Annotated in this window: 18 protein-coding genes and 1 tRNA gene; 1 reads left to right on the plus strand and 18 read right to left on the minus strand. The window is 65.5% G+C overall.

The features are described 5' to 3' along the window. Positions 1-40: 40 nt before the first annotated feature. Genes Uis1B_RS03120 through Uis1B_RS03135 form a run of 4 tightly spaced genes read right to left on the minus strand, consistent with a single transcriptional unit; the run spans position 41 to position 5,904 of the window. Positions 41-1,777 (minus strand): alpha/beta hydrolase family protein, encoded by a 1,737-nt coding sequence (locus Uis1B_RS03120; RefSeq protein ID WP_243390236.1) that lies wholly within the window; start codon positions 1,775-1,777, stop codon positions 41-43. Between the two features lie 56 nt (positions 1,778-1,833). Further along, complete coding sequence (ispG, locus tag Uis1B_RS03125; RefSeq protein ID WP_243390237.1) at positions 1,834-3,153, minus strand: flavodoxin-dependent (E)-4-hydroxy-3-methylbut-2-enyl-diphosphate synthase; 1,320 nt, start codon at positions 3,151-3,153, stop codon at positions 1,834-1,836. Beyond that, positions 3,146-4,372 carry a 1-deoxy-D-xylulose-5-phosphate reductoisomerase gene (gene dxr / locus Uis1B_RS03130; protein WP_101615476.1) on the minus strand — a complete coding sequence of 409 codons (1,227 nt, stop codon included), beginning with the start codon at positions 4,370-4,372 and terminating at the stop codon, positions 3,146-3,148. Before dxr ends, ispG begins: the two co-directional genes overlap by 8 nt. A 23-nt stretch (positions 4,373-4,395) precedes the next feature. Further along, on the minus strand, positions 4,396-5,904 hold the full coding sequence (locus tag Uis1B_RS03135) for a DivIVA domain-containing protein (RefSeq protein ID WP_101615478.1): 1,509 nt from the start codon (positions 5,902-5,904) through the stop codon (positions 4,396-4,398). A 174-nt stretch (positions 5,905-6,078) separates the two neighbouring features. On the opposite strand from Uis1B_RS03135, the gene Uis1B_RS03140 reads away from it, so the two are divergent. Continuing rightward, positions 6,079-6,152, plus strand: a tRNA-Val gene (locus Uis1B_RS03140). A gap of 30 nt (positions 6,153-6,182) precedes the next feature. Here the strand turns inward: Uis1B_RS03140 and Uis1B_RS03145 are convergent. From Uis1B_RS03145 to Uis1B_RS03210, 14 genes are all read right to left on the minus strand, one after another. Then, on the minus strand, positions 6,183-7,376 hold the full coding sequence (locus tag Uis1B_RS03145; RefSeq protein WP_101615480.1) for a tyrosine-type recombinase/integrase: 1,194 nt from the start codon (positions 7,374-7,376) through the stop codon (positions 6,183-6,185). 209 nt (positions 7,377-7,585) lie between these two features. Continuing rightward, complete coding sequence (locus tag Uis1B_RS03150; protein ID WP_101615481.1) at positions 7,586-8,041, minus strand: hypothetical protein; 456 nt, start codon at positions 8,039-8,041, stop codon at positions 7,586-7,588. Between the two features lie 15 nt (positions 8,042-8,056). Then, entirely contained in the window at positions 8,057-8,791 is a 735-nt protein-coding gene (locus Uis1B_RS03155; RefSeq protein WP_101615483.1) for an N-acetylmuramoyl-L-alanine amidase, read from the minus strand. Between the two features lie 13 nt (positions 8,792-8,804). Then, positions 8,805-9,227: a hypothetical protein gene (locus Uis1B_RS03160; RefSeq protein WP_101615485.1), complete on the minus strand. Its 423-nt coding sequence runs from the start codon at positions 9,225-9,227 to the stop codon at positions 8,805-8,807. 57 nt (positions 9,228-9,284) lie between these two features. Continuing rightward, positions 9,285-10,967, minus strand: coding sequence for a hypothetical protein (locus Uis1B_RS03165; protein ID WP_101615487.1), 1,683 nt, complete (start codon positions 10,965-10,967; stop codon positions 9,285-9,287). A gap of 62 nt (positions 10,968-11,029) precedes the next feature. Beyond that, positions 11,030-11,392 (minus strand): hypothetical protein, encoded by a 363-nt coding sequence (locus tag Uis1B_RS03170; protein WP_101615489.1) that lies wholly within the window; start codon positions 11,390-11,392, stop codon positions 11,030-11,032. Beyond that, positions 11,392-12,024 (minus strand): hypothetical protein, encoded by a 633-nt coding sequence (locus Uis1B_RS03175; RefSeq protein ID WP_101615491.1) that lies wholly within the window; start codon positions 12,022-12,024, stop codon positions 11,392-11,394. The genes Uis1B_RS03170 and Uis1B_RS03175 overlap by 1 nt, the downstream gene beginning before the upstream one ends. After that, on the minus strand, positions 12,024-13,160 hold the full coding sequence (locus tag Uis1B_RS03180) for a hypothetical protein (protein ID WP_101615493.1): 1,137 nt from the start codon (positions 13,158-13,160) through the stop codon (positions 12,024-12,026). The genes Uis1B_RS03175 and Uis1B_RS03180 overlap by 1 nt, the downstream gene beginning before the upstream one ends. Positions 13,161-13,164: 4 nt before the next feature. Further along, the gene (locus Uis1B_RS03185) at positions 13,165-13,899 is read right to left on the minus strand and encodes a hypothetical protein (protein WP_101615495.1); all 735 of its coding nucleotides are present in this window, start codon (positions 13,897-13,899) and stop codon (positions 13,165-13,167) included. Further along, positions 13,896-16,070 (minus strand): tape measure protein, encoded by a 2,175-nt coding sequence (locus Uis1B_RS03190; protein WP_101615497.1) that lies wholly within the window; start codon positions 16,068-16,070, stop codon positions 13,896-13,898. Before Uis1B_RS03190 ends, Uis1B_RS03185 begins: the two co-directional genes overlap by 4 nt. 24 nt (positions 16,071-16,094) lie before the next feature. Beyond that, positions 16,095-16,571, minus strand: a complete 477-nt coding sequence (locus Uis1B_RS11825; protein ID WP_133124814.1) for a hypothetical protein — start codon at positions 16,569-16,571, stop codon at positions 16,095-16,097. Next, a complete protein-coding gene (locus Uis1B_RS03200) occupies positions 16,472-16,855 on the minus strand; it encodes a hypothetical protein (protein ID WP_101615501.1) in 384 nt (127 codons plus the stop codon). The genes Uis1B_RS11825 and Uis1B_RS03200 overlap by 100 nt, the downstream gene beginning before the upstream one ends. A gap of 89 nt (positions 16,856-16,944) precedes the next feature. Further along, positions 16,945-17,814, minus strand: coding sequence for a phage tail tube protein (locus tag Uis1B_RS03205; RefSeq protein ID WP_207763367.1), 870 nt, complete (start codon positions 17,812-17,814; stop codon positions 16,945-16,947). Between the two features lie 35 nt (positions 17,815-17,849). Beyond that, entirely contained in the window at positions 17,850-18,257 is a 408-nt protein-coding gene (locus Uis1B_RS03210) for a hypothetical protein (RefSeq protein ID WP_101615503.1), read from the minus strand. Positions 18,258-18,350 lie beyond the last annotated feature (93 nt).

Genomic DNA, 18,350 nt, shown 5'->3' on the forward strand with positions numbered 1-18,350 from the left:
CGATTCGTGCCGGCGGAGCGAAATCGACCTCCTGCCACCGTCAGTAGACAAACAGACCCCAGAAGGCGAATACCAGCAGCAGGCAGAACATCGCCAACGTGGTGACCACGAACATCACCACGCCGAAGCGCGTCGAAGAAAGGACCGGGCCCGTTTCCGCACCTCGAATGCGAATCACCGGTTTGCCGGTGAGTCTCCATGCCTGAATGTCGGCACGCCACTCCTCGGGGGTGCGAAGCAGTCCTCTGAGCGAAGCGGCTTCCAGAATCTGTCCGAAGACGCGTGACCATGCCCACACGACCACAGCGCAGAACACCTGCAGTGCGTACCAGCTCCAGTAGATCATGCCAGGCGGTTCGGGTGCGGCCCCCCAGATCAGCTTCACCATGCGCCAGATGATCTGACCAACGCCGGCGAAAAACAGGGCCAGCATGGCCTGCGTGGTGAGGCAGATCATGACGAGCACACTTTGGAATCCCTGCGAGAGGCCGATGGCTCGGCCGCCGCCATGCGTCATGAACCAGATCTTGCGGACCAGCGCAACAAGGGCGAACAGCCATGAGACCACCAGCATGACGACGGCCGCGACATGGATGATCACCCCGTAGACGGTCATCTTCGGATGCGCGGTGAGATAGGTGGGCACGCCGATCGACTGGATGATCGACGATCCGGCTATCGACGCGCCATCCGGTTCCAGGCCGCGGACCTTGCCTACGGCCCAGTTCACGAAGTCGTCCTCGTACCGGTCGGCCAGCGGAGTGCCCTCCTCGGCTTCGTCGCCGAGCCTGAGCACATGGTTCGCCACCGGATAGTTCCGTATGGTCACATCCCAGTTGCCGGTCCGATGGGCCATCGTTTCGATCTGCCGGACGCCATCCACCTGCGCGGTCATCACGTCCTTGGATCCATACGCCACGAACGTCGGGATCGCGTATCCTTCGGCCACCATCGGATCGAAGTCGAGATTGGTCAACCCGAATAGGGCGGCGTCGGCACTGAACACCCGTCGTACAATCGACTGGTATCCGGGGTTGGCGCCGACGATCGCGAAATCCTGCGCCACGAAGAAACCAAGTGCGTGCCGCGGAGAGAACACCATGGGAGACAGCAGCACCTGAAAGGCGATACGACCGTCGTCCCGCACCAGATACGGCGAGATCCAGGTGCTTTCGGATGTGGCATACAGTCCGACCTTGTCGGGATTCACGGACGGCAGTGACCGCAGATAGTCCACCACCTGCCCGTATGCGTGCGCCGACCCGGCATAGTCGCGGTCGATGTCGCTGGTGGACCATACCGGCTTGTCGACGGTGGCGGTGACGAAGCCCGCCGAGCTCAGATCGGCGGCCACGTCGCCGAAGGAGTTGTCCGCGGTACCGTAGCCGGCCCCGTGCATGAATACCGCCGCGGGAAGGTCACGCTTGGCGGACACGCCTTTCGGCGACCGGATCAGCACATGGGCGCGCTGGATCTCGCCGGTGGAGGGACGCTTGAGATCGATCCAGACGTCGGATGTCCGCACCTGATAGGTGCCGCGCTTCGGCAGTCGCAGACCGGATGGATTCTCATAGGTGACCGACGTGTCGGCCGCCAGTGTGTTCACCGTCTGGTCGATCGGATCGTTGTGCCATTCGACGGTGGTGGCGTGGGACACCGACGTGAGGATGCCCATGAGGATCAGGAAAATCGGCAGACTGACGAGCAGCCGTTTGGACCAGCTCCATCGTGGCTGCTCGAACCCGTTTCGTTTCCTGCGCTTCGACACGCAGGCCATTCTATATCACGGCCGTATCACGACGGCGACGACGAGACCCGGCATTCAGCGGACCGTCACCGCCGATGATTGCCTAGCGACTGGATCGGCACGACGACGGGGGACGTGCCTTCCAACGACGTGCCGTTGCGCTCGGCGTCGTCCTTCATCTGGTCGGCGATCTCCATCGCCTTGTTCAGCAGAGTGTCGACGATCCTGTCCTCGGGGACGGTTTCGATCACCTTGCCCTTGATGAAGATCTGTCCCTTGCCGTTGCCCGAGGCCACGCCCAGATCGGCTTCGCGGGCCTCGCCCGGACCGTTGACGATGCACCCCATCACGGCCACGCGGATGGGTGCGGTCACATCCTTGAGGCCTTCGGTCACCGCGGATGCGAGCTGGATCACATCCACCTGAGCACGGCCGCAGCTCGGGCACGAAATGATGTCGAACTTACGGGGGCGCAATCCCATGTATTCAAGCAGCTTGCATCCCACCTTCACCTCTTCGACGGGAGGCGCGGAAAGCGAAACGCGGATCGTGTCGCCGATGCCTTCGGCCAGCAGCGCACCGAACGCCAGACACGATTTGATCGTTCCCTGCCATGCCGGGCCGGCCTCGGTGACACCGAGGTGCAGTGGCCAGTCGCCCTTCGACGCGAGCAGACGGTAGGTCTGCACCATCGTGATCACATCGTGGTGCTTCACCGAGATCTTGAAGTCATGGAAGCCGACATCCTCGAACATACGGGCTTCCTTGAGCGCCGAAGCGACCAGCGCCTCGGGCGTGGGACCGCCGTATTTGGCGTACAGCTGCTTGTCGAGGGATCCGGCGTTGACGCCGATGCGCAGCGAGATGCCCGCGTCGGTGGCCGCCTTGCAGATGGACGGCCCCACCTCGTCGAATTTGCGGATGTTGCCGGGATTCACACGCACCGCCGCGCAGCCGGCGTCGATCGCCTGGAACACATACTTGCTTTGGAAGTGGATGTCGGCGATCACCGGCAGCGGGGATTTGGCCACGATCCGGGGCAACGCATCGGCATCGTCCTGACTCGGCACGGCCACGCGGACGATGTCGCAGCCGGCCTGCGCCAATTCGCCGATCTGACGTAGTGTGGCGCCCACATCGGCGGTGAGGGTGTTGGTCATGGACTGCACCGAAATCGGCGCACCCCCACCGACCGGCACCGGTCCGACCATGATGCGGCGCGACTTGCGACGTGGATGCAGGGGCGACTCGCTGATTGCCGCCTGCCCCGTCTTGCGGAAGGCTCCGCCGCCGTCATGGCCTTGAGGCTGGCTCCGGGTCTCCTCCGCTGTTCCGTTCGGCGTATCGGAGGACGCATGCATGGGGATATTGGTCTGATCAGTCACGGTTTCGGTCACTTCAGTCACGGTTGTTGTCTATCAGATCGTCGGCCAGACGGCGGGCGGTTCGTTCGACTTGATTCATTTCCTCCACGGACTCGAACAGCGGGGATGAGCGGAAATCGGCATCCATCTCATCCAGCACGGCCTTCACGGTATCGACGATGCCCAGATACGGCAGACGACGATTCAGGAAGGCATGCACGGCCTGCTCGTTGGCGGCGTTGAGCACCGCCGTGTGCTTCTCTGATGCGGCGAGACAGTGCCGAGCCAACTGCACTGCGGGAAACGCTTCGTTGTCCAGCGGCTCGAACGTCCATTCGGAGGCCTTCGTCCAGTCACACGGCACGGCCACGTTCGCCAGTCTGTCCGGAGCGGAAAGGCCGAGGGCGATCGGCAGCCGCATGTCGGGCGGTGACGCCTGCGCGATGGTGGCTCCGTCACGGAACTCGACCATGGAATGCACGATGGACTGGGGGTGCACGGTCACGGCGATGCGACCCGGTTCGATGTCGAACAGACGGCTGGCCTCGATGACCTCAAGCCCCTTGTTCATCAGCGTGGACGAATTGATGGTCACCACCGGACCCATATTCCAGGTGGGGTGGTTGAGCGCCTGTTCGGGAGTGACCTGCACCAGCTCGTCTCTGGTTCGGCCGCGGAACGGTCCTCCCGATGCGGTGACCACCAGTTTCGCCACTTCGCCATGGGTTCCGGATCGCAGCGACTGCCATATGGCGGAATGCTCGGAATCGACCGGATTGATCTGGCCGGGCCGCACCTGGGCGTCGAACAGCAGGTGGCCTCCCGCCACCACGGACTCCTTGTTGGCCAAAGCCAGCTGCGCCCCGGATCGGAGCGCGGCGATGGACGGCTCCAGGCCGATGGAACCGGTGATGCCATTGAGCACCACGTCGGCTCCCATGGCGGCCATGTCATCGATGGCCTGAGCACCGCAGGACACGCCCACGCCCTTCGCGCCGGCCTCGTCAAGAGCCCTGGCCTCGTCAAGAGCCCTACGCAGAGGTTCGGCCGCCTCCTCATGGAAGACGGCGACCCTGCGGACATGGAACCGTACGGCCTGCCGAGCCAGAAGCTCGACGTGGGCTCCACCCGCCGCAAGACCGATCACGTCGAACCGTTCCGGATGCCGGGCGATCACGTCCAGACCCTGCGTACCGATGGAACCGGTTGATCCAAGGATGACGACCGTGCGCCGCCATGCCGCTTCGCCGCCATTGTTCATAGCCACTGCATCATTCATGCCGCTCATGCCTGCTTGCCGTTTCTGTCATGATCATCAAGGTCGTCGTCCACCGAGGGGAAGGTGAGATTCGGAATGTGGAAATCCACAGCCGGCATCGAACTCGTGTCGAGCAGTGCGGCGAAGTAGTCGTCCGCCTCATCCTTGGCGTCGAACACCGATCCCTTCGCGGGGCCACCATCATTCTCGGTCGGGGACCCGCCATCACCAGTCGGGATCCCACGGTCAACGACCGGCGCGACGTGAGGCTCCACAGACTCTGGCGCGGCGACCGGCGTGACGTGAGGCTCCACTGCGGGAGCCGGGGCGCGGACCACCGGCGTGTGCGTGCGAGCAGCGCTGAGGTCGACGGTCGGTTCGGCGAGGTTCACGGTCCGACTGTCGTGATCGTCGGAAACAGCGGGAGCGGCGGCGGAATCCGCTGATGCGTTGACCAGTCCCTCCAGGGATCCGCTCACCTTGGCGGCCGGTCCGGCAACCGTTGCGGTGGGAGCGGCATTGTTGAAGATCTCGCTTTCCGCCTTGCGTAGATCGTAGAAGGACCTGTCGTGCTGCGAGGAGACGGTGCGGCGTCGGGCCGCTGGCGGAATCGCCGCGGGAGCCATCTCACCGTCCGCGAAGGCATCGACCTGAGGCTGGCTCGCGTCATGGATGCGTTCCACCGGCGTGATCGGAGCCGTCGGAGCCGGCGGAACCGAGGCAGCCGGCGAATCCCCGAAGTTCTGCGTATTCATCGGCATGGTCGGAACCGCAACCGCCGGAGAATCCGCCGAATCCGCCGAAGTGAATCCTGCCGACTTCGCGTCGGCAACGGCCGTCTCGGCACCGGTCCCATCGACTTCATCGCCCTGCGATGTGACCTGTGACAACGGCCCTTCAAGCCGCGCGAACGATTCCAAGCGGGAAAGCACCTGCACGGCACGGTTGAGATAGGCGTCCACCTGCCGTTCGGAGTAGCCCTTCCTGCCGGTACGCTGCGTGAAGATGATGTTCGAAACTCTGGTGGATCCCAGCTCCGCATCGGCCTTGCGCTGCGCCTCACTGGGCGCGTCACCGGACTCCCCCAAGTCCCTTTTGATCTTTCCCACCAGCTGATCGATCAGACGATCGACCTGTTTGCGGTCATACGATGGCCGCTTCTCCAGCCCGTCCGAGAAGCGTTCCCTCGCCGGCCGTTCGGCACGCGAATACAGGCTATGCGCCAGCCGTTCGGTATCGGCCCTCCACGCCACACGTCCGTAGGAGCTCACGTCCCACTGGGTCTGCTTGTCGACCACAGCCTTCTCCAGACGATTCAGCGCCGCATCCACCTGAGCGATGACGTATCCGTTCTTCTCCACGGCGAAGGAAACGTTCTGAATATCCTCCTGGGTCATCTTCGGTTCGTCGTCCTCATACAGATGATGCGCCCGTTCGAGGAACGAATCGACCTGAGCCACGTCATACCCCAGCTTGCGCTTGCCGGCGCGGGCAAGCGATGCACCGGTACGTTCAGAAACGGGCTGCTGTGCCATAGAACCAACCTCCTTGGCCGCCGAAGGCCCCAATCCGATAACTACACAGTCACCTTACGCGATCGTTCGGTCAAATGCGGCAGATTCCCGACGCGGGACGGCAAAAACCACGAGACTTGCACACGACCCGTCTTGACCGAACGCGGTCTCATGGTATGATGTTTGAGTTTTATCGGGCAATTAGCTCAGTTGGTTAGAGCGCCACCTTTACACGGTGGATGTCAGGGGTTCGAGTCCCTTATTGCCCACTTTCGGTTTTCCTTGGAATCTCAACGATTTCAGGATGTTTTGGCGCTGATTTCCTTCCGCGTGACAACATTCTGACAACGTTTTTCTTCGGGCACCTGAACCTGCACGGCCGCATCGATCATGCGGGCCACATCCAAAAGGTCGCTGTCGAACAGATCCGCATACACGTCGAGCGTCATGGTGGCGGATGCATGGCCCAGCATCCTCTGCAGCGCCTTGACGTTGGCCCCCGCACTGACCGCGATGCTCGCCGCGGTGTGACGCAGATCATGAGGCGAGGGCCATTGGGTCTCCCTCCATCCGAGCCGACGCAGGGCCGATGGCCACCATGTCCGATTCCCCTTGGCCGTGCTGGCGGATTGAGGACGGATCGGCCCACCGTTCGGATCGGAGAAGACCCGTTCGTCCTGATCGGCCCGCCCCCTTATGATCCCTCCCAATGCCTCGGAGACGATCCCCGGCATCGGCACCTGCCGACATTCGTAGGATTTGGGAGTCCCCTCCACGGGTTTCCCCTTGACCTGGACGATGCTTCGGGCAATGTTCAGGCATCCGCGGGACAAGTCCACATCGCAGATCCTCAGAGCAGCGGCCTCGCCCCATCGAATGCCGCAGAATCCCAATGTCGGGACAAGCGCGCGCCGTTCCCGCCCCATCTGCTGGGCTTTGCCGCATTCGTCGGCGAGAGAGATCAGTTCGGGGATGGTGAGATAGATGTGCCTCCCCTTGCGTTTGGGCTTCCGTGGAAGTTCCACGCCTTGGCATGGGTTGGACGCGATGAGTCGGTCGCGGACGGCCTTGTCCATAATCGCGCGCATGATGCCGCAGGCTCGGATCGTGACACTGGCGCTCCGTTGGGCCGCGAGCCGGCTGACCCATTGCTGGATCTCGGCATGGGTCACATCGCCGACGTGCCGGTTCTCCCAATAAGCCTGGCAGTGGGTCCTCCACGAGGCTTCGATGCTTTCCCTCTGGGATTCCTTCCAGAGTGATTTTTTGACGGCCAGCCATTCCTCGTAGATCTCGCCGATCCGTTTCAGGCCGGCCTGCGGGTCGACGTAGGTCCCGAGGGCCTTGGCTCTGGTGATGTGTTCGGCGGCCCATTCCTCGGCGTCCCGCTTTCGGAGGAATCCGCGTTTGGCGGTCAAGCGACCGTTCGGCTTCCGGTAATTGATGCGATACCGGATCCCCTCTGCCGTGTCATATTTGGTGATGCTGACCAATCCCGCTCCTTGGCTCGGATGCCTCTCAGCATAAGCAGAGGTCAGCTTTTGGCGCAAGGAGTCCGAAACGTCATGATGCGGCCGGCATGTCGGTGGCGTCAAGGTCTCTCACCGGCGCCGAGATGCGCGATGCACACCCCTGCCCGGAAACGACGAAAACGCCCCCGACCCTGCCGCACGACTGCGGTGTGGGTCGGGGGCGTTTTTCGTCAGGCGGCGTTGCGGGGAACGCTGCCCATGCCGAGGGTCACGAGCCACCGGTTGACGGCCGGGATGGTCATGATGCGGCTGAGCACGGCGGCCAGCGCGGTGGTGCCGGCGCCTATGGCGGCGAGCCATCCTCCCATGTGCGTGGTGGGATCGAGGCCGATCGCGTCGATGATCTGGGTGACCACCGGGGCGGCGACGATGAAGCCGACCGCGGCCTGAGCCGTGGTGCGGATCACCCGCTGGCCCTTGTACCAGATGTCCTGCACGCGCTCCCGGTCTCCGGTCAGGTCGGCGAGGATGTCCCGGATCTCGGTGTCGGTGAGGGGTTCGAGGCCGAGCGTGTCGGTGGTGTCCACCGGCGTGCCTTCGGTCTTCGGTTCGGTCGGACCGGTGTCGGTGAGGTTCGCGGACGCGGCCGCGTCGATGCCGGGATCGGTGGTGTCGATATCCGTCATATGGCTTCTCCTTTGCTATTTGAGCGCCTGCAGCAGTCGCGTGTAGAACGGTGCGGTCCGGGTGCCGAGCTTGATGGTCGGCAGGCTGAATCCGCCGGCCTTGGCGACCTGCTGCAGGGCCTTGACCTGGTCGGGGTGGGTGAGGTTGTGGCATTTCGTGCCGTCGAAGTAGACGAGGCGGCTTTCGCCGTTTGGTTGGATGATCGCCTGCATGCTGTCCTCCTTGTGTTCGGTGGTGTTGGTGGCGCCTGTCAGAATCCGGTTGGCACGGTCGATGACCTTCCTGACGGGCAGGCCGTTCGGGGCGAGATCGGGACAGTCGGCGTGGTCGGTGCCGGGCACCTCGCGGTGCAGCCACACGTTGCCGCGTCGGCCTCCGGTCTCGTCGTGCCAGAGTCTCGACCAGCCGTAGCGTTTCGCGATGTCCGCGCACAGTTGGGCGCTGGCCTCGATCTCCCTGTCGGTGACGGGGATGTGCGCGAGCCCGCCCTCGTGCTCGATGGTCACGCCGGAGCAGTCGCTGGCCGCGTTCGCGTCGGCCCAGCTGCCGTCGGCCTCGCTCACCCACTGCAGGATCGTGCCGTCGCCTCCTACCCCGTAGTGGCTGGCCGCCCGGAAGCTGGCCTGCGTGAAGCAGCTGTCGGTGCCCCACAGCCATCCGCACATGATGTGAAGGGTGATGTGCGTCACCCGATAGCCGCGGCGGCCCGCATAGTGGTTCGGACTGCCGCGCCATAGCGCCTGTACCATGTCTTGCTCCTTTCTACTGCTGGTACGTCCAGTCGCACTGGGTCTCCCTGCGCACGTAGTCGTGCTTGAGGGCCTCGTACCGGGCGTGCCCGTACCCGTTGCCGCCGAGGTCCACGTACTCCTTGCCGGCCTCGAGCTGGCGTTCGTGCTGGGCGCGGGACCTGGTGTGCGAGAACAGTTCGAGCCGCAGCACGTCGCGGCGCAGGGCCTTGCGGTCCCGCTCGGATTCGTCCAAGCGTTCGAAGTCCCGGTCGAGCTTGGCCTGCAGGTCGCGGATCGTGCTGGAGGAGGCCAGCGCCGCGTCCAGATCGTCGCGGGTGATGGTCATGTCCCGGCGGTCGATCCGGCGCAGCGCCCATGCGACGATCGTGCCGCCCGCGCCGCTGCCGATGAGCATGGTGAGCACCGACGCCCATGCCGGCATCGTCTCGGTCATCTTCGGGCCTCCTTGGTCTGTTCGGTCGGACTGCTCATGCGACGCTCCTTTCGACTGTCAGTTGAGTTTGTCGACGCCGGCGTATCGCATGGTCTTGTCGGGCATGGTGACGACGATCTTGTCGCCCTGATACAGGCCGATCAGACCGGGCAGCGCCATCGGGCCGTTGAGGTTCACGCCGTTGACGCGCACGTGGTTCGGCGTGTTCGACGCGTCGAAACCGGTCAGATCCGTGCCGTAGCTGTAGGAGATCATGCCGGGCACGGTGTTCGGCCATGCGAGCTTGGTGAGGTTGCCGGTCAGGCGTCCGATGTCGATCCAGCTGGACGGGTCCATGACCCGCAGCTCCACGTTCATCAGACTCGCGTCATTGGCTCGCGAGTCGATGCCGATGTAGCACTGGTCGATCCTCAGGCCCGTGTACTGGAGGCACAGGAGCGTGCCTCCCTGCCATGTGCTCCTGTCCACGTGGAGGGTGCCGATGTGCGCGTCCTTGACCATCTGCAACAGGTCGTGCGAGTAGATGAGCCATGCGATGGGTTCGCCCGTGTGCCGTTGGGCGACGAGGCTGTGTATGTTGATGGTGTCCACGTGGCCGGACAGGTCGATGATCGGCATGCTCTGCGACATCGTCCAATGGCATGCCTGGATGTAGATGCGGTCTGCGAGGAGCCGTGTCAGGGTGTTGGCGCGCAGGGTCTCCCTGTCCGGGTCGGGTTTGCCGGCCGCGTCGGTGATCCTCGGCCCGCTGGTCACGCGGATGCCGCACTCGTACACGTTGCCGATCGACAGGTAGTCGAACACGGGTTCCGCGCCCATGGCGAACTGGTTCAGCCCGCCGACGATCACGCCCACTGCCACGAAGTCGAGGTCCAATTGTCCGTGGAACATGATGCGCGTGCCGCCGACGACCTCCACGCCGCACGCGGGATGCCCGATCGTGCCGTCCGGCTTCTTAGCGCCGGTGCCTCGGATCAGATGCAGGTGGAAGTTGATGTCCTCTGGTTTCGCGTAGGTCACGTTCGTGTTGTTCTCGGGGCCGATCCTGATGACGCTGCCCACGGTGTCGTCCGCGCACAGGCCGCCCGTGATGTCCACCGTGTGGAAGTTCAGGCGGTTGTCGAACACGATCGTGTCGGTGACGTGCCAGTAGATCGCCTCGGTGACGTTGCCGTCGCCGTCCGGGTCCGTGGGATCGTCCTTCTTCAGGGTGATGGACGCGGGGTTGAGTTCGTTGGGCGCGGGAAGCCAGATGCGTCCCGGCCGCACGTCCGCGCCGAACACGTCCGCGTAGGCGGCGACCATCTCGTTCACGCTGGTTCTGCCGGTCCAGATCAGGTTGAAGCCCTGATCCAGCGGGTCGAGCACGGCCACCCGCCCGGACTTCATGGTCTCCGCCCACCAGCGGCCGGAGGGCTTCGCGTCCATGATCCGGTAGAGGCCGGCGCCGCCGTCGCCGGCCGCGTGATACCCCTTCGTCACCGCCAATGACCCGGATTCCAAGCCGCTTGCCAGCAGGTCGGCCACGGTGTCGTAGGCGAGGACGGGGCCCTTCGACCCGTCGAGCGCGTGGAGCGCGGCATGGCTCTTCGTGTCCTGCGCCGCAAGGTATTCGCCCACGGCCCGATCGGCGGGCACCGCGTTCACGCCGGGCAGCCCCCGATCCCCCTTCTCGCCCTTGGCTCCCCGGGGGCCGGGGTCCACGCTTTCCACGAGGTCGGCCAGTTCGTCGATGATCATGATGCTTCCTTCCCCCGGCACTGCGGCCGGAATGCGAGTCAATGAGGGATGTGATGGTTCCGTCAGCCGGTGAGGGTCCAGTATCCCCAGCCGATCGTGCGCACGGTCGCCTTGTCCGGACTGGTCACGGTCACCTTCCATGTGCCGTGGCGGCGCGACTGCCACTCGGCGCCCGCGAACGCGGCCGGGGGGATCGAGCACACGGCGTGACCGTCGTCCGACATGACGCCGCAAGTCCCATGCCACCATCGTTCGGCGCCGTCCGGCGACCACAGTTCCGCCACGCCCGACCATTCGGACAGGTCAACCGGCGTTATCTCATTCGTGGGGACGTTGAGTTTCCGCCATCGGCCGCCCAGCTGGTTCGAGTCGCCCCGCACCAGCCACCGATCCAGCCGGCGAACCCTTTTCCCATAGACGGCCATCAGACATCCTCCTCGCTCATCGCATCCTCGTTCGTCTCATTCGTACTGTTGGCGACGGCGGGGAACGCGGCCTGCACCGCCAGCGACGCCGAATCGGCCTCGTCGTCCGGCCAGTCCGCCCTGTCGTCGGCCCACGCCTGCACCACCACGCCCACCGTGCCCGACAGGCCGGTGAGGTTCACCACGCCCGACGCCAACGCCTCCCACACGTCCGACTCCACGTTCTCGCGCGCCGAATCCGACACGGCGATCACCCGGCCTGCGACCGTGATCCGCAGCCGATAGCCGACGTCCACCGACACGGACGACGCGACGAGCGACGCCACGCCCGTGCACTGGAACACGCCGACCGAACGGCCCGCTGGAACCGGCACGTCAACCGCGCACAACTGGGTCCAAGCCTTCGACTGGCCGACACCCCGGCCCTTCGCCTCCACGTCGCGGGCCACCACGTTCAACGCGGCGTTCACCAGATTCCGCAGGTCCGACGTGTTCTGCCTGATCCTGTCCACCGCCTGGAACGGGCGGGTGCCCTCGTTCGCGTTCGCGGCCTGGATGCGTCGTTCGGCCCGTTGCTGGCGGCGTCGGATCACGCTCTCGTTGTCGATCGTGCCGGGAAGATACTTGGGCATCACGCCTCCAATGGTCGTGCCTGTAGGGTCTGGAACTGCTTGCCGGCGTCCCATTTCACGTCCGTGATCTTCAGTCCGACCTTCTCCGGCAGCAGCACGTCCCTCTGCCGGTCGTCCGGGTTCGTTTCGCTCACGCGCACGACGGCGTGGTCCCCGACATGCACGTCCCGTGAGATGTCCACGTTCAGGCCGTGCGTGGTCTGGTCGGTGTCGCCGGTGAGGATCGCCGCCCTCGCGTAGGATTGCAATGTCCTGAGCACGGTGATCGAGGAGTGCGAGGCGTCGCTGGTCTGGAGCAGAGGCCATCCGTCCGACGCGAGCGCCGACCCCTGCGCCATGGCGACGAGGGTCTTGTCGGCGTGCTTGCCGCCGACCATGAAATGCTGCGAGGTGAGCACGCTTCCGTCGCAGTCGGTCGCGGCGAGCGTCACGCCGGTTCCGGGTGTCAGCGTGTTCCACCGCCACTCATGGTCGACGATCTCGGGCTCCCCCACGTTGAGGCGGAACCGGATCGCATCGTTCTCGATGATGGGGTCGGCGCGGATCTCCGGCCCGTCGTCGAGGTCGGCGATGTCGCTGATCTCGTCCCACGTGCCGGGGAAGTCCCAGCCGTCCCAGTCGCGCTCATGGTCGGCGCCGCCCTGGATCGGGGGCAGTTCGAACGGCAGCGGCCCCCATGCGAGGGTTTCTTCGATGAGCGCGCGGATCAGGTCGCGGTAGGTGCCGCGTGCGGTGAGCCGCCACCCGTCGGGGATGTGCTTGTCGTCGTCTATTCTGACCTCGCCGTCACGCCACAGGGTCTTCAGCCTCCGGTTCAGCACCTTGCGTTTCGTGAGGATCGTGAACCCGCCGCCGATGTCCAAGGTGAGCGCGTCGCGATTGTCGTTCATCGCATGCCGGGTGAGATACCCGGCGTGCAGGATGCGGTCGCCGGACGTGGCCGCGTAGATCGTGCCGTAGGCGCGCAGGTACGGGTCGAGGCTGGGGATGAGCCTCAGCTGGCGGCAGTCCGGCAGGGTCGCGCTCATCGAGCCTTCGTCGCTGATGGAGTCCTGGCCGGACAGGGACGAATACGGCACCCGTCCGATGTATGCGCCGGTCAGCCCGTTGAACGCCTTGAGCTGTATTGGTTCCACGGTCTCACCTCCATGCGCTGCGCACGCTCAATGCCACGCCCCTGTACGTGCCGGACGCGGTGGCCGTGCTTTGTCCGGGCGGGATCATGAACCCGTCCTCCGAGCCGAGCGTGCCGACGCTGGCGATCATGTCCCTCGTGTCGATGTCCACGCCGTCCGGCGCGGTCCCGTTCCATGTCAGCTTCCGGCCGTTCAGGCCGAGCGTGAGGGACGATGCGGGGCCGGTGACGTGGATGGACGGCCACGTGGGCATGTTGCCTGCGTTCTCCACCCGGACGGAACCGCCCGCCGCATGGTAGACGACGGGCGGCGAGTAGCGCAACGGGTCGGGGCAGCACAGGATGATCGTGAACCTCATGACATACGAGTCCGCGCGCACGATGATCGACGTGTCGTCCTGCACATGGCATTGCGCCTGCCGGACGCCGGACGAGTCATGCACCTGAAGGGTCAGATGACGGCCCACGAGATCGTTGATCCGATCATGGAACCCGATCTCCGACGCGGACGACCGGGGTACGACCGCGCCGTCGATCGTGACGACCCGCTTGGACTGCCACAGGAAGTTCGGCCGGTACGCTCCGTCACCGTTGGGCCGGTCCACCACGTCCGACTTCAGGCCGGGCGTGTTGTACCATCCGTCGATCCCGTCCTTGAGCAGCCAAGGCACGTCACGCCGCTTGGTGTATCCGTCGTCGAGCTCGAGTACGTCCACGTCTGACGTGATGACGACCCTCATCGGTAGCCTCCCGTGTTCAATGCCATGCGGGTCTGCGCCATGACCTTGGCGGCGACGAGCTGCGCGTCGGTCGCCCCGTTGATGGTGATGTCCTGCCGGAAACGATCGTTGACGCCTGATGACGCCGTCGTCATGCCGGAGAGCACGCCGTTCGCGTTGACCGACAGGCCTGGCCATGAGCCGTCGGAGCGCATGCCGCGCATGATCTCCGCGTTGGCGGCGTCCAGCGTGGAGCGCACGCCGGCCACGAGGTCCCCGCGCCGGTCGCCGATGCCCTCGGCCAGCCCGTCGATGATCGACCGTCCGGAGTAGAGCGTCCAGCCGCGGCCGGAGAACGGTCCCTGTTTGGCGGGGCTGAACGGGAACAGGTTGCGGATGCTGCCCAGCGCGCCGCTCACCGCGCTCACGGCGCCGCCGATCGCGCCGGTGATGCCGTCCACGAGGCCCTGGATCATGCTGCGGCCCGATTCGACGAGCCAGCTGCCCGCCCCGGCGAAGAATCCCATGATCCGTCCGGGCAGGGAGCTGACCGCGCTGATGACGCCTCCCACGCCGCTCACGGCGGAGGAGACCATGCCGGAGAATCCGGAGGCCAGAGCCGAAGCCGCGCTGTGGATCGCGTTGGAGATCACGCTCGAGATCCGGTTGAACACGCTCGCCACGGTGGCGAAGAATCCGCTGACCACGCTCGCCGCGGCGTTGACCGCCCCGGAGATCGCGCCCGCCACCGTCGAGAACCCCGACGACACGACGGACACGATCGAGGAGACCGCCGACCCTACGGTGCTGGCGATCGCGCCGAACACGCTCGCAATGGCGGACGCCAGTCCCGTGACCACGGCGACGACCGTCGCGACGACCGAGGCGACCATGGCGACGCTGTTGATCACGATGCCCGAGATCAGACCCACGGCGCTCATCACGGCGGACGAGACGGACGCGATCACCGTGACGATCATGGTGAGGACCGGCATCAGGGCCTGAATCAGCGACAGGACGGTGCCGATCACGCTCATGACGATGGGCAGCACCGCGTTGGCGAGGTTCGTGACCGCGATGACGATGTTCGTGATCACCGGCAGCAGGGACGCCACCAGCTGGGCGATCACGGGGGCGAGCGCTGCCATGAGCTGGCCGATGATGGCGGCGATCTGCGTGATCACGGGGGCGAGTTGGCTGGCGAGGGTGGCGATGAGTGGTAGGACCGCGCCGGCGATGGAGGTGATGCTGGAGATGACTTGGCCGATCACGGGGATGAATGATCTGATCGTGGCGATGATGCCGGGCAGGAGGGCTCCGATGGTGCCGCCGATCTTCTGCATGGCGGGTTTGGTTGCGGCGGTGAATCCGTCGATGAGGGGGATGGCCTGGTTGAACAGTTCGCGTAGGCCGTTGAGCACGGGTGCGGCGATGGTTTCGCCCATGCGGCTCAGCGCGGCCTTGACGTTCGACAATGCGCCGGTGAAGGTGGTGCCGGCTGCCTGGGCGGCGCCTCCGAGGCCCTGCTGCATGGCGTCGGCGAAGGTCTGGAAGTCGATCTGTCCGTTGGAGACCATGTCGGAGACTTCGGCGCTGGTCTTGCCGAGGTGTTGGGCGAGGAGTTGGAGGACGGGGACGCCGCTGGCCATGAGTTGGAGCATGTCGTCGCCCTGGAGTTTGCCGCGGGCGGCGACGGACCCGAAGATGGTGCCGATGTCGGTGAGGCTGCGGCCGGAGATCTGGGCGGTGTCGGCGACGGTTTTGAGGACGTTGGTCATCTGGGTGCCGCTTTTGACGCCGGATGCGCTCAGGGACGCGGCGACGGTTGCGGCGTCGCCGAGGCCGAACGCGGTGCCCTTGACGGATGCGAGGGCGCTGTCCATGATGCCGCTGATGCTTTTGGAGTCGTGGCCGAGGCCCTTGAGTTTGGCCTGGGCGTTCTCGATGTTCAGGGCGCGGTCGAATCCGCCTTTGGCGGCGAGGGCGACGAGGCCTCCGGTGACGGTGGTGACGGCTCCGAGGCCGAGTTTGCCGACGCCCTTGAACGCGGTGCCGAGTCGGTCGAGCAGGCTGGTGCCGCCGGTCTTGGCTGCGGTGTCGATGCTGGCGCCGAGGTCTCCTTCGAGTTTCCTGCCGAAGCCCTTGCCGGAGGGGGCGACCTCGACGTAGACGGTGCCGATGTCCTGTGCCATGTGGTCGTCTCCTTCCGGCGTGGGCTATTCGGTGATGTGGAAGCGCTCCCTGAGCAGTCGGCGTCGTCGGAGGCGTTCGGCCCGGACGCGTGGATCCTCCATGGGTTTGGCGCGCAGCGGGTCGGGCTGGTTCTTCCATGGCCGCCAGCCGTGTCGGCGGAGGCGTTTTTCCATGTCCATGCGGTCCCACATGGCGATCTCGCTGCCGGTGGGCGTGTAGGACCAGCCGGCGAGGGCGGCGAAGCTGCTGGAGGTGTGGTCGCGCAGGATCTCGCGGGTGAGTTCCCATGCGAGGCCGATGCCGATGTTGCCGCGTGGTTTCGCGTCGTGGGGTGCGTTGAGCCATGCGGGCAGGCCTATGGGTTTCCAGATGAGGTGGTATCGGTTGAGCCAGTCGGCGGCTAGTGCGCCGTGGTGGTTCTGGTGGAGGGTGAGGAGGACAGCTGTTTTGGGTCGAGGCCGCTGCCTTCGGCCCAGCCGCGCATGATGGCGCTGATCCATCCGAGTGGGTTGCCTGCGCGGCGCAGGCGGTTCCAGAGGTTCGGCTGCATCTGTTCGAGGTAGGCGAGGAACACGGCGGTGGCGTGGAAGGTGTCCTCTTCGCTCAGGGCGACCTTGCTTTTGATGATGAGGACCACGTTGACCAGTTCGATGGGCAGGTCGGCGCTGTTGAGGTTCGGGAGGGTGACGGTGGTGTCGAGGCCCTTGAGGCTGAGGGTCACGTCGGGCAGGTCCTCGCGGGTCTGGTCGATGTCGGGTTCGATGATGATGGGCTTGTCGCTCATGAAAGGCTCCTTTGAGGGCGGGGGCGGCCGTTGGGGTCGGGGTTCCGTGCCGTGCGCCGGCCGCCGTTCGCGCATGGCTGGGAGGGGCGTCAGGCTCCGGCCGGTGCGGTGACGGTGACGGGCACGGCGACGCTCTTGCCGCCGGCGGTGACGGTGACGTTCACGGGCTTGCCGTTTTCGGTGGCGGTCTTGCCGGTGACGGTGACGGTGCTGCCGTTGACGGCGACGGTGGCCTTCGTCTCGTCGCCGCTGGATGCGGCGAAGGTCCAGCCGGCGGCGCTGGCGGGCGTGGCGGTGACGGTGAACGTGCCGGTCCTGCCGGTCTGGACGCTCAGCGTGGCGGGCGTGGCGGTCAGGGATTGGATGGCGGTGGCCAGTCCGGCCCGTTCGGCGGCGAGGAGCCCGTACACGTGGAACATGTAGCCGTCGGCCGCCTTGAACATGCGCAGGGTCACGTTGAAGGTGACGGCTTCGGTGCTCACGAGGGTCATGTCGTCGCGGTCGGAGACCTTGCATCGGCCGATGGGCAGGACGATGGGGTTGCCGTACTGGTCGAGGCAGGCGAGCACGGCCATGTATTCGACGTTCGCGGCCGCGTCCCTGACGTGGAACGAGCCGTCGTCGTCGGCCTTGACGCCGAAGTAGGCCTCGGCGATGCTCTGCCGGCATTCGATGCCGGGGATCTGCAGGGTCCAGTAGCCGGGGTCCTGCTCGCTGACGACGATGTCGCCGTTGTGGGCCTTGATCTCGGTCTCGTCGCCGGGTTCGGGGTGGAGCACGGCGCCGTCCTCGCTGTTGTAGCCCACCGGGCGGGCTCCCTGCGGCGGGGTCCAGTTCTCGGAGTCGGGCATATCGGGGCGGGACGGGTCGTCGAGACGCCAGAGGAACAGCGCGTAGTCCTTGATGAGTTTGACCAGTTGGGCGTTGTTGCCGCTGGTGATGTAGCTGGTATCGGCCATGATTCATTGCCTTCCTGTTGGTTGGGTTTGCGGGTTCACTGGGCGGGGACGGTGGAGACGGTCAGGAGCAGGACGAGGTACGCGCACAGCGTGCCGTCCCCGTCGCCCATGCGGACGGGCCCGGATTCGTGCCTAATGGAGACGATCGGGGCGGGCGGCCACAGGCCGGTCAGGAACAGTTCGATGTCGGCGGCGAGCCGCTGGGCGGCGTCGATGTCGCCGGTCCCGTCGTCGCGGCGCGCCCACACGCTGACACTCAGCCGCACGTACTGGCTGACGGGCGTGGCCCGCTGCTGCGGTTCGGCCACGATCACGCATTCGAGCCGGGGATTGCCCCGGTCGCGGATCGTGCCGAACCTCGCATCGCCGAAGCGTTCGCGCAGCAGCGGGAGCAGCACGGGTTCCATGCGCGGCGGCCTGGAGGGCGGGGCGAGCACGCTCATGCGACCACCATGCCGATCATCTGCGTGAGCACGCCGTGCTCCTGCTCCACGGGCGCGGGGCAGGCGGCGACCACGTTCGCACGGTCGGTGTCC

Source organism: Bifidobacterium margollesii (assembly GCF_002860355.1).
GTDB lineage: Bacteria > Actinomycetota > Actinomycetes > Actinomycetales > Bifidobacteriaceae > Galliscardovia > Galliscardovia margollesii.

Coding starts and splice junctions, on each gene's coding strand:
- Uis1B_RS03160 (WP_101615485.1), bottom strand. CDS start 9,227: ATGACCGAGACGATGCCGGCATGGGCGTCGGTGCTCACCATGCTCATC.
- Uis1B_RS03135 (WP_101615478.1), bottom strand. CDS start 5,904: ATGGCACAGCAGCCCGTTTCTGAACGTACCGGTGCATCGCTTGCCCGC.
- Uis1B_RS03175 (WP_101615491.1), bottom strand. CDS start 12,024: ATGCCCAAGTATCTTCCCGGCACGATCGACAACGAGAGCGTGATCCGA.
- Uis1B_RS03200 (WP_101615501.1), bottom strand. CDS start 16,855: ATGAGCGACAAGCCCATCATCATCGAACCCGACATCGACCAGACCCGC.
- Uis1B_RS03190 (WP_101615497.1), bottom strand. CDS start 16,070: ATGGCACAGGACATCGGCACCGTCTACGTCGAGGTCGCCCCCTCCGGC.
- Uis1B_RS11825 (WP_133124814.1), bottom strand. CDS start 16,571: ATGGATCAGCGCCATCATGCGCGGCTGGGCCGAAGGCAGCGGCCTCGA.
- Uis1B_RS03155 (WP_101615483.1), bottom strand. CDS start 8,791: ATGGTACAGGCGCTATGGCGCGGCAGTCCGAACCACTATGCGGGCCGC.
- Uis1B_RS03165 (WP_101615487.1), bottom strand. CDS start 10,967: ATGATCATCGACGAACTGGCCGACCTCGTGGAAAGCGTGGACCCCGGC.
- dxr (WP_101615476.1), bottom strand. CDS start 4,372: ATGAACAATGGCGGCGAAGCGGCATGGCGGCGCACGGTCGTCATCCTT.
- Uis1B_RS03150 (WP_101615481.1), bottom strand. CDS start 8,041: ATGACGGATATCGACACCACCGATCCCGGCATCGACGCGGCCGCGTCC.
- Uis1B_RS03185 (WP_101615495.1), bottom strand. CDS start 13,899: ATGAGGGTCGTCATCACGTCAGACGTGGACGTACTCGAGCTCGACGAC.
- Uis1B_RS03170 (WP_101615489.1), bottom strand. CDS start 11,392: ATGGCCGTCTATGGGAAAAGGGTTCGCCGGCTGGATCGGTGGCTGGTG.
- Uis1B_RS03205 (WP_207763367.1), bottom strand. CDS start 17,814: ATGGCCGATACCAGCTACATCACCAGCGGCAACAACGCCCAACTGGTC.
- Uis1B_RS03210 (WP_101615503.1), bottom strand. CDS start 18,257: ATGAGCGTGCTCGCCCCGCCCTCCAGGCCGCCGCGCATGGAACCCGTG.
- Uis1B_RS03120 (WP_243390236.1), bottom strand. CDS start 1,777: ATGGCCTGCGTGTCGAAGCGCAGGAAACGAAACGGGTTCGAGCAGCCA.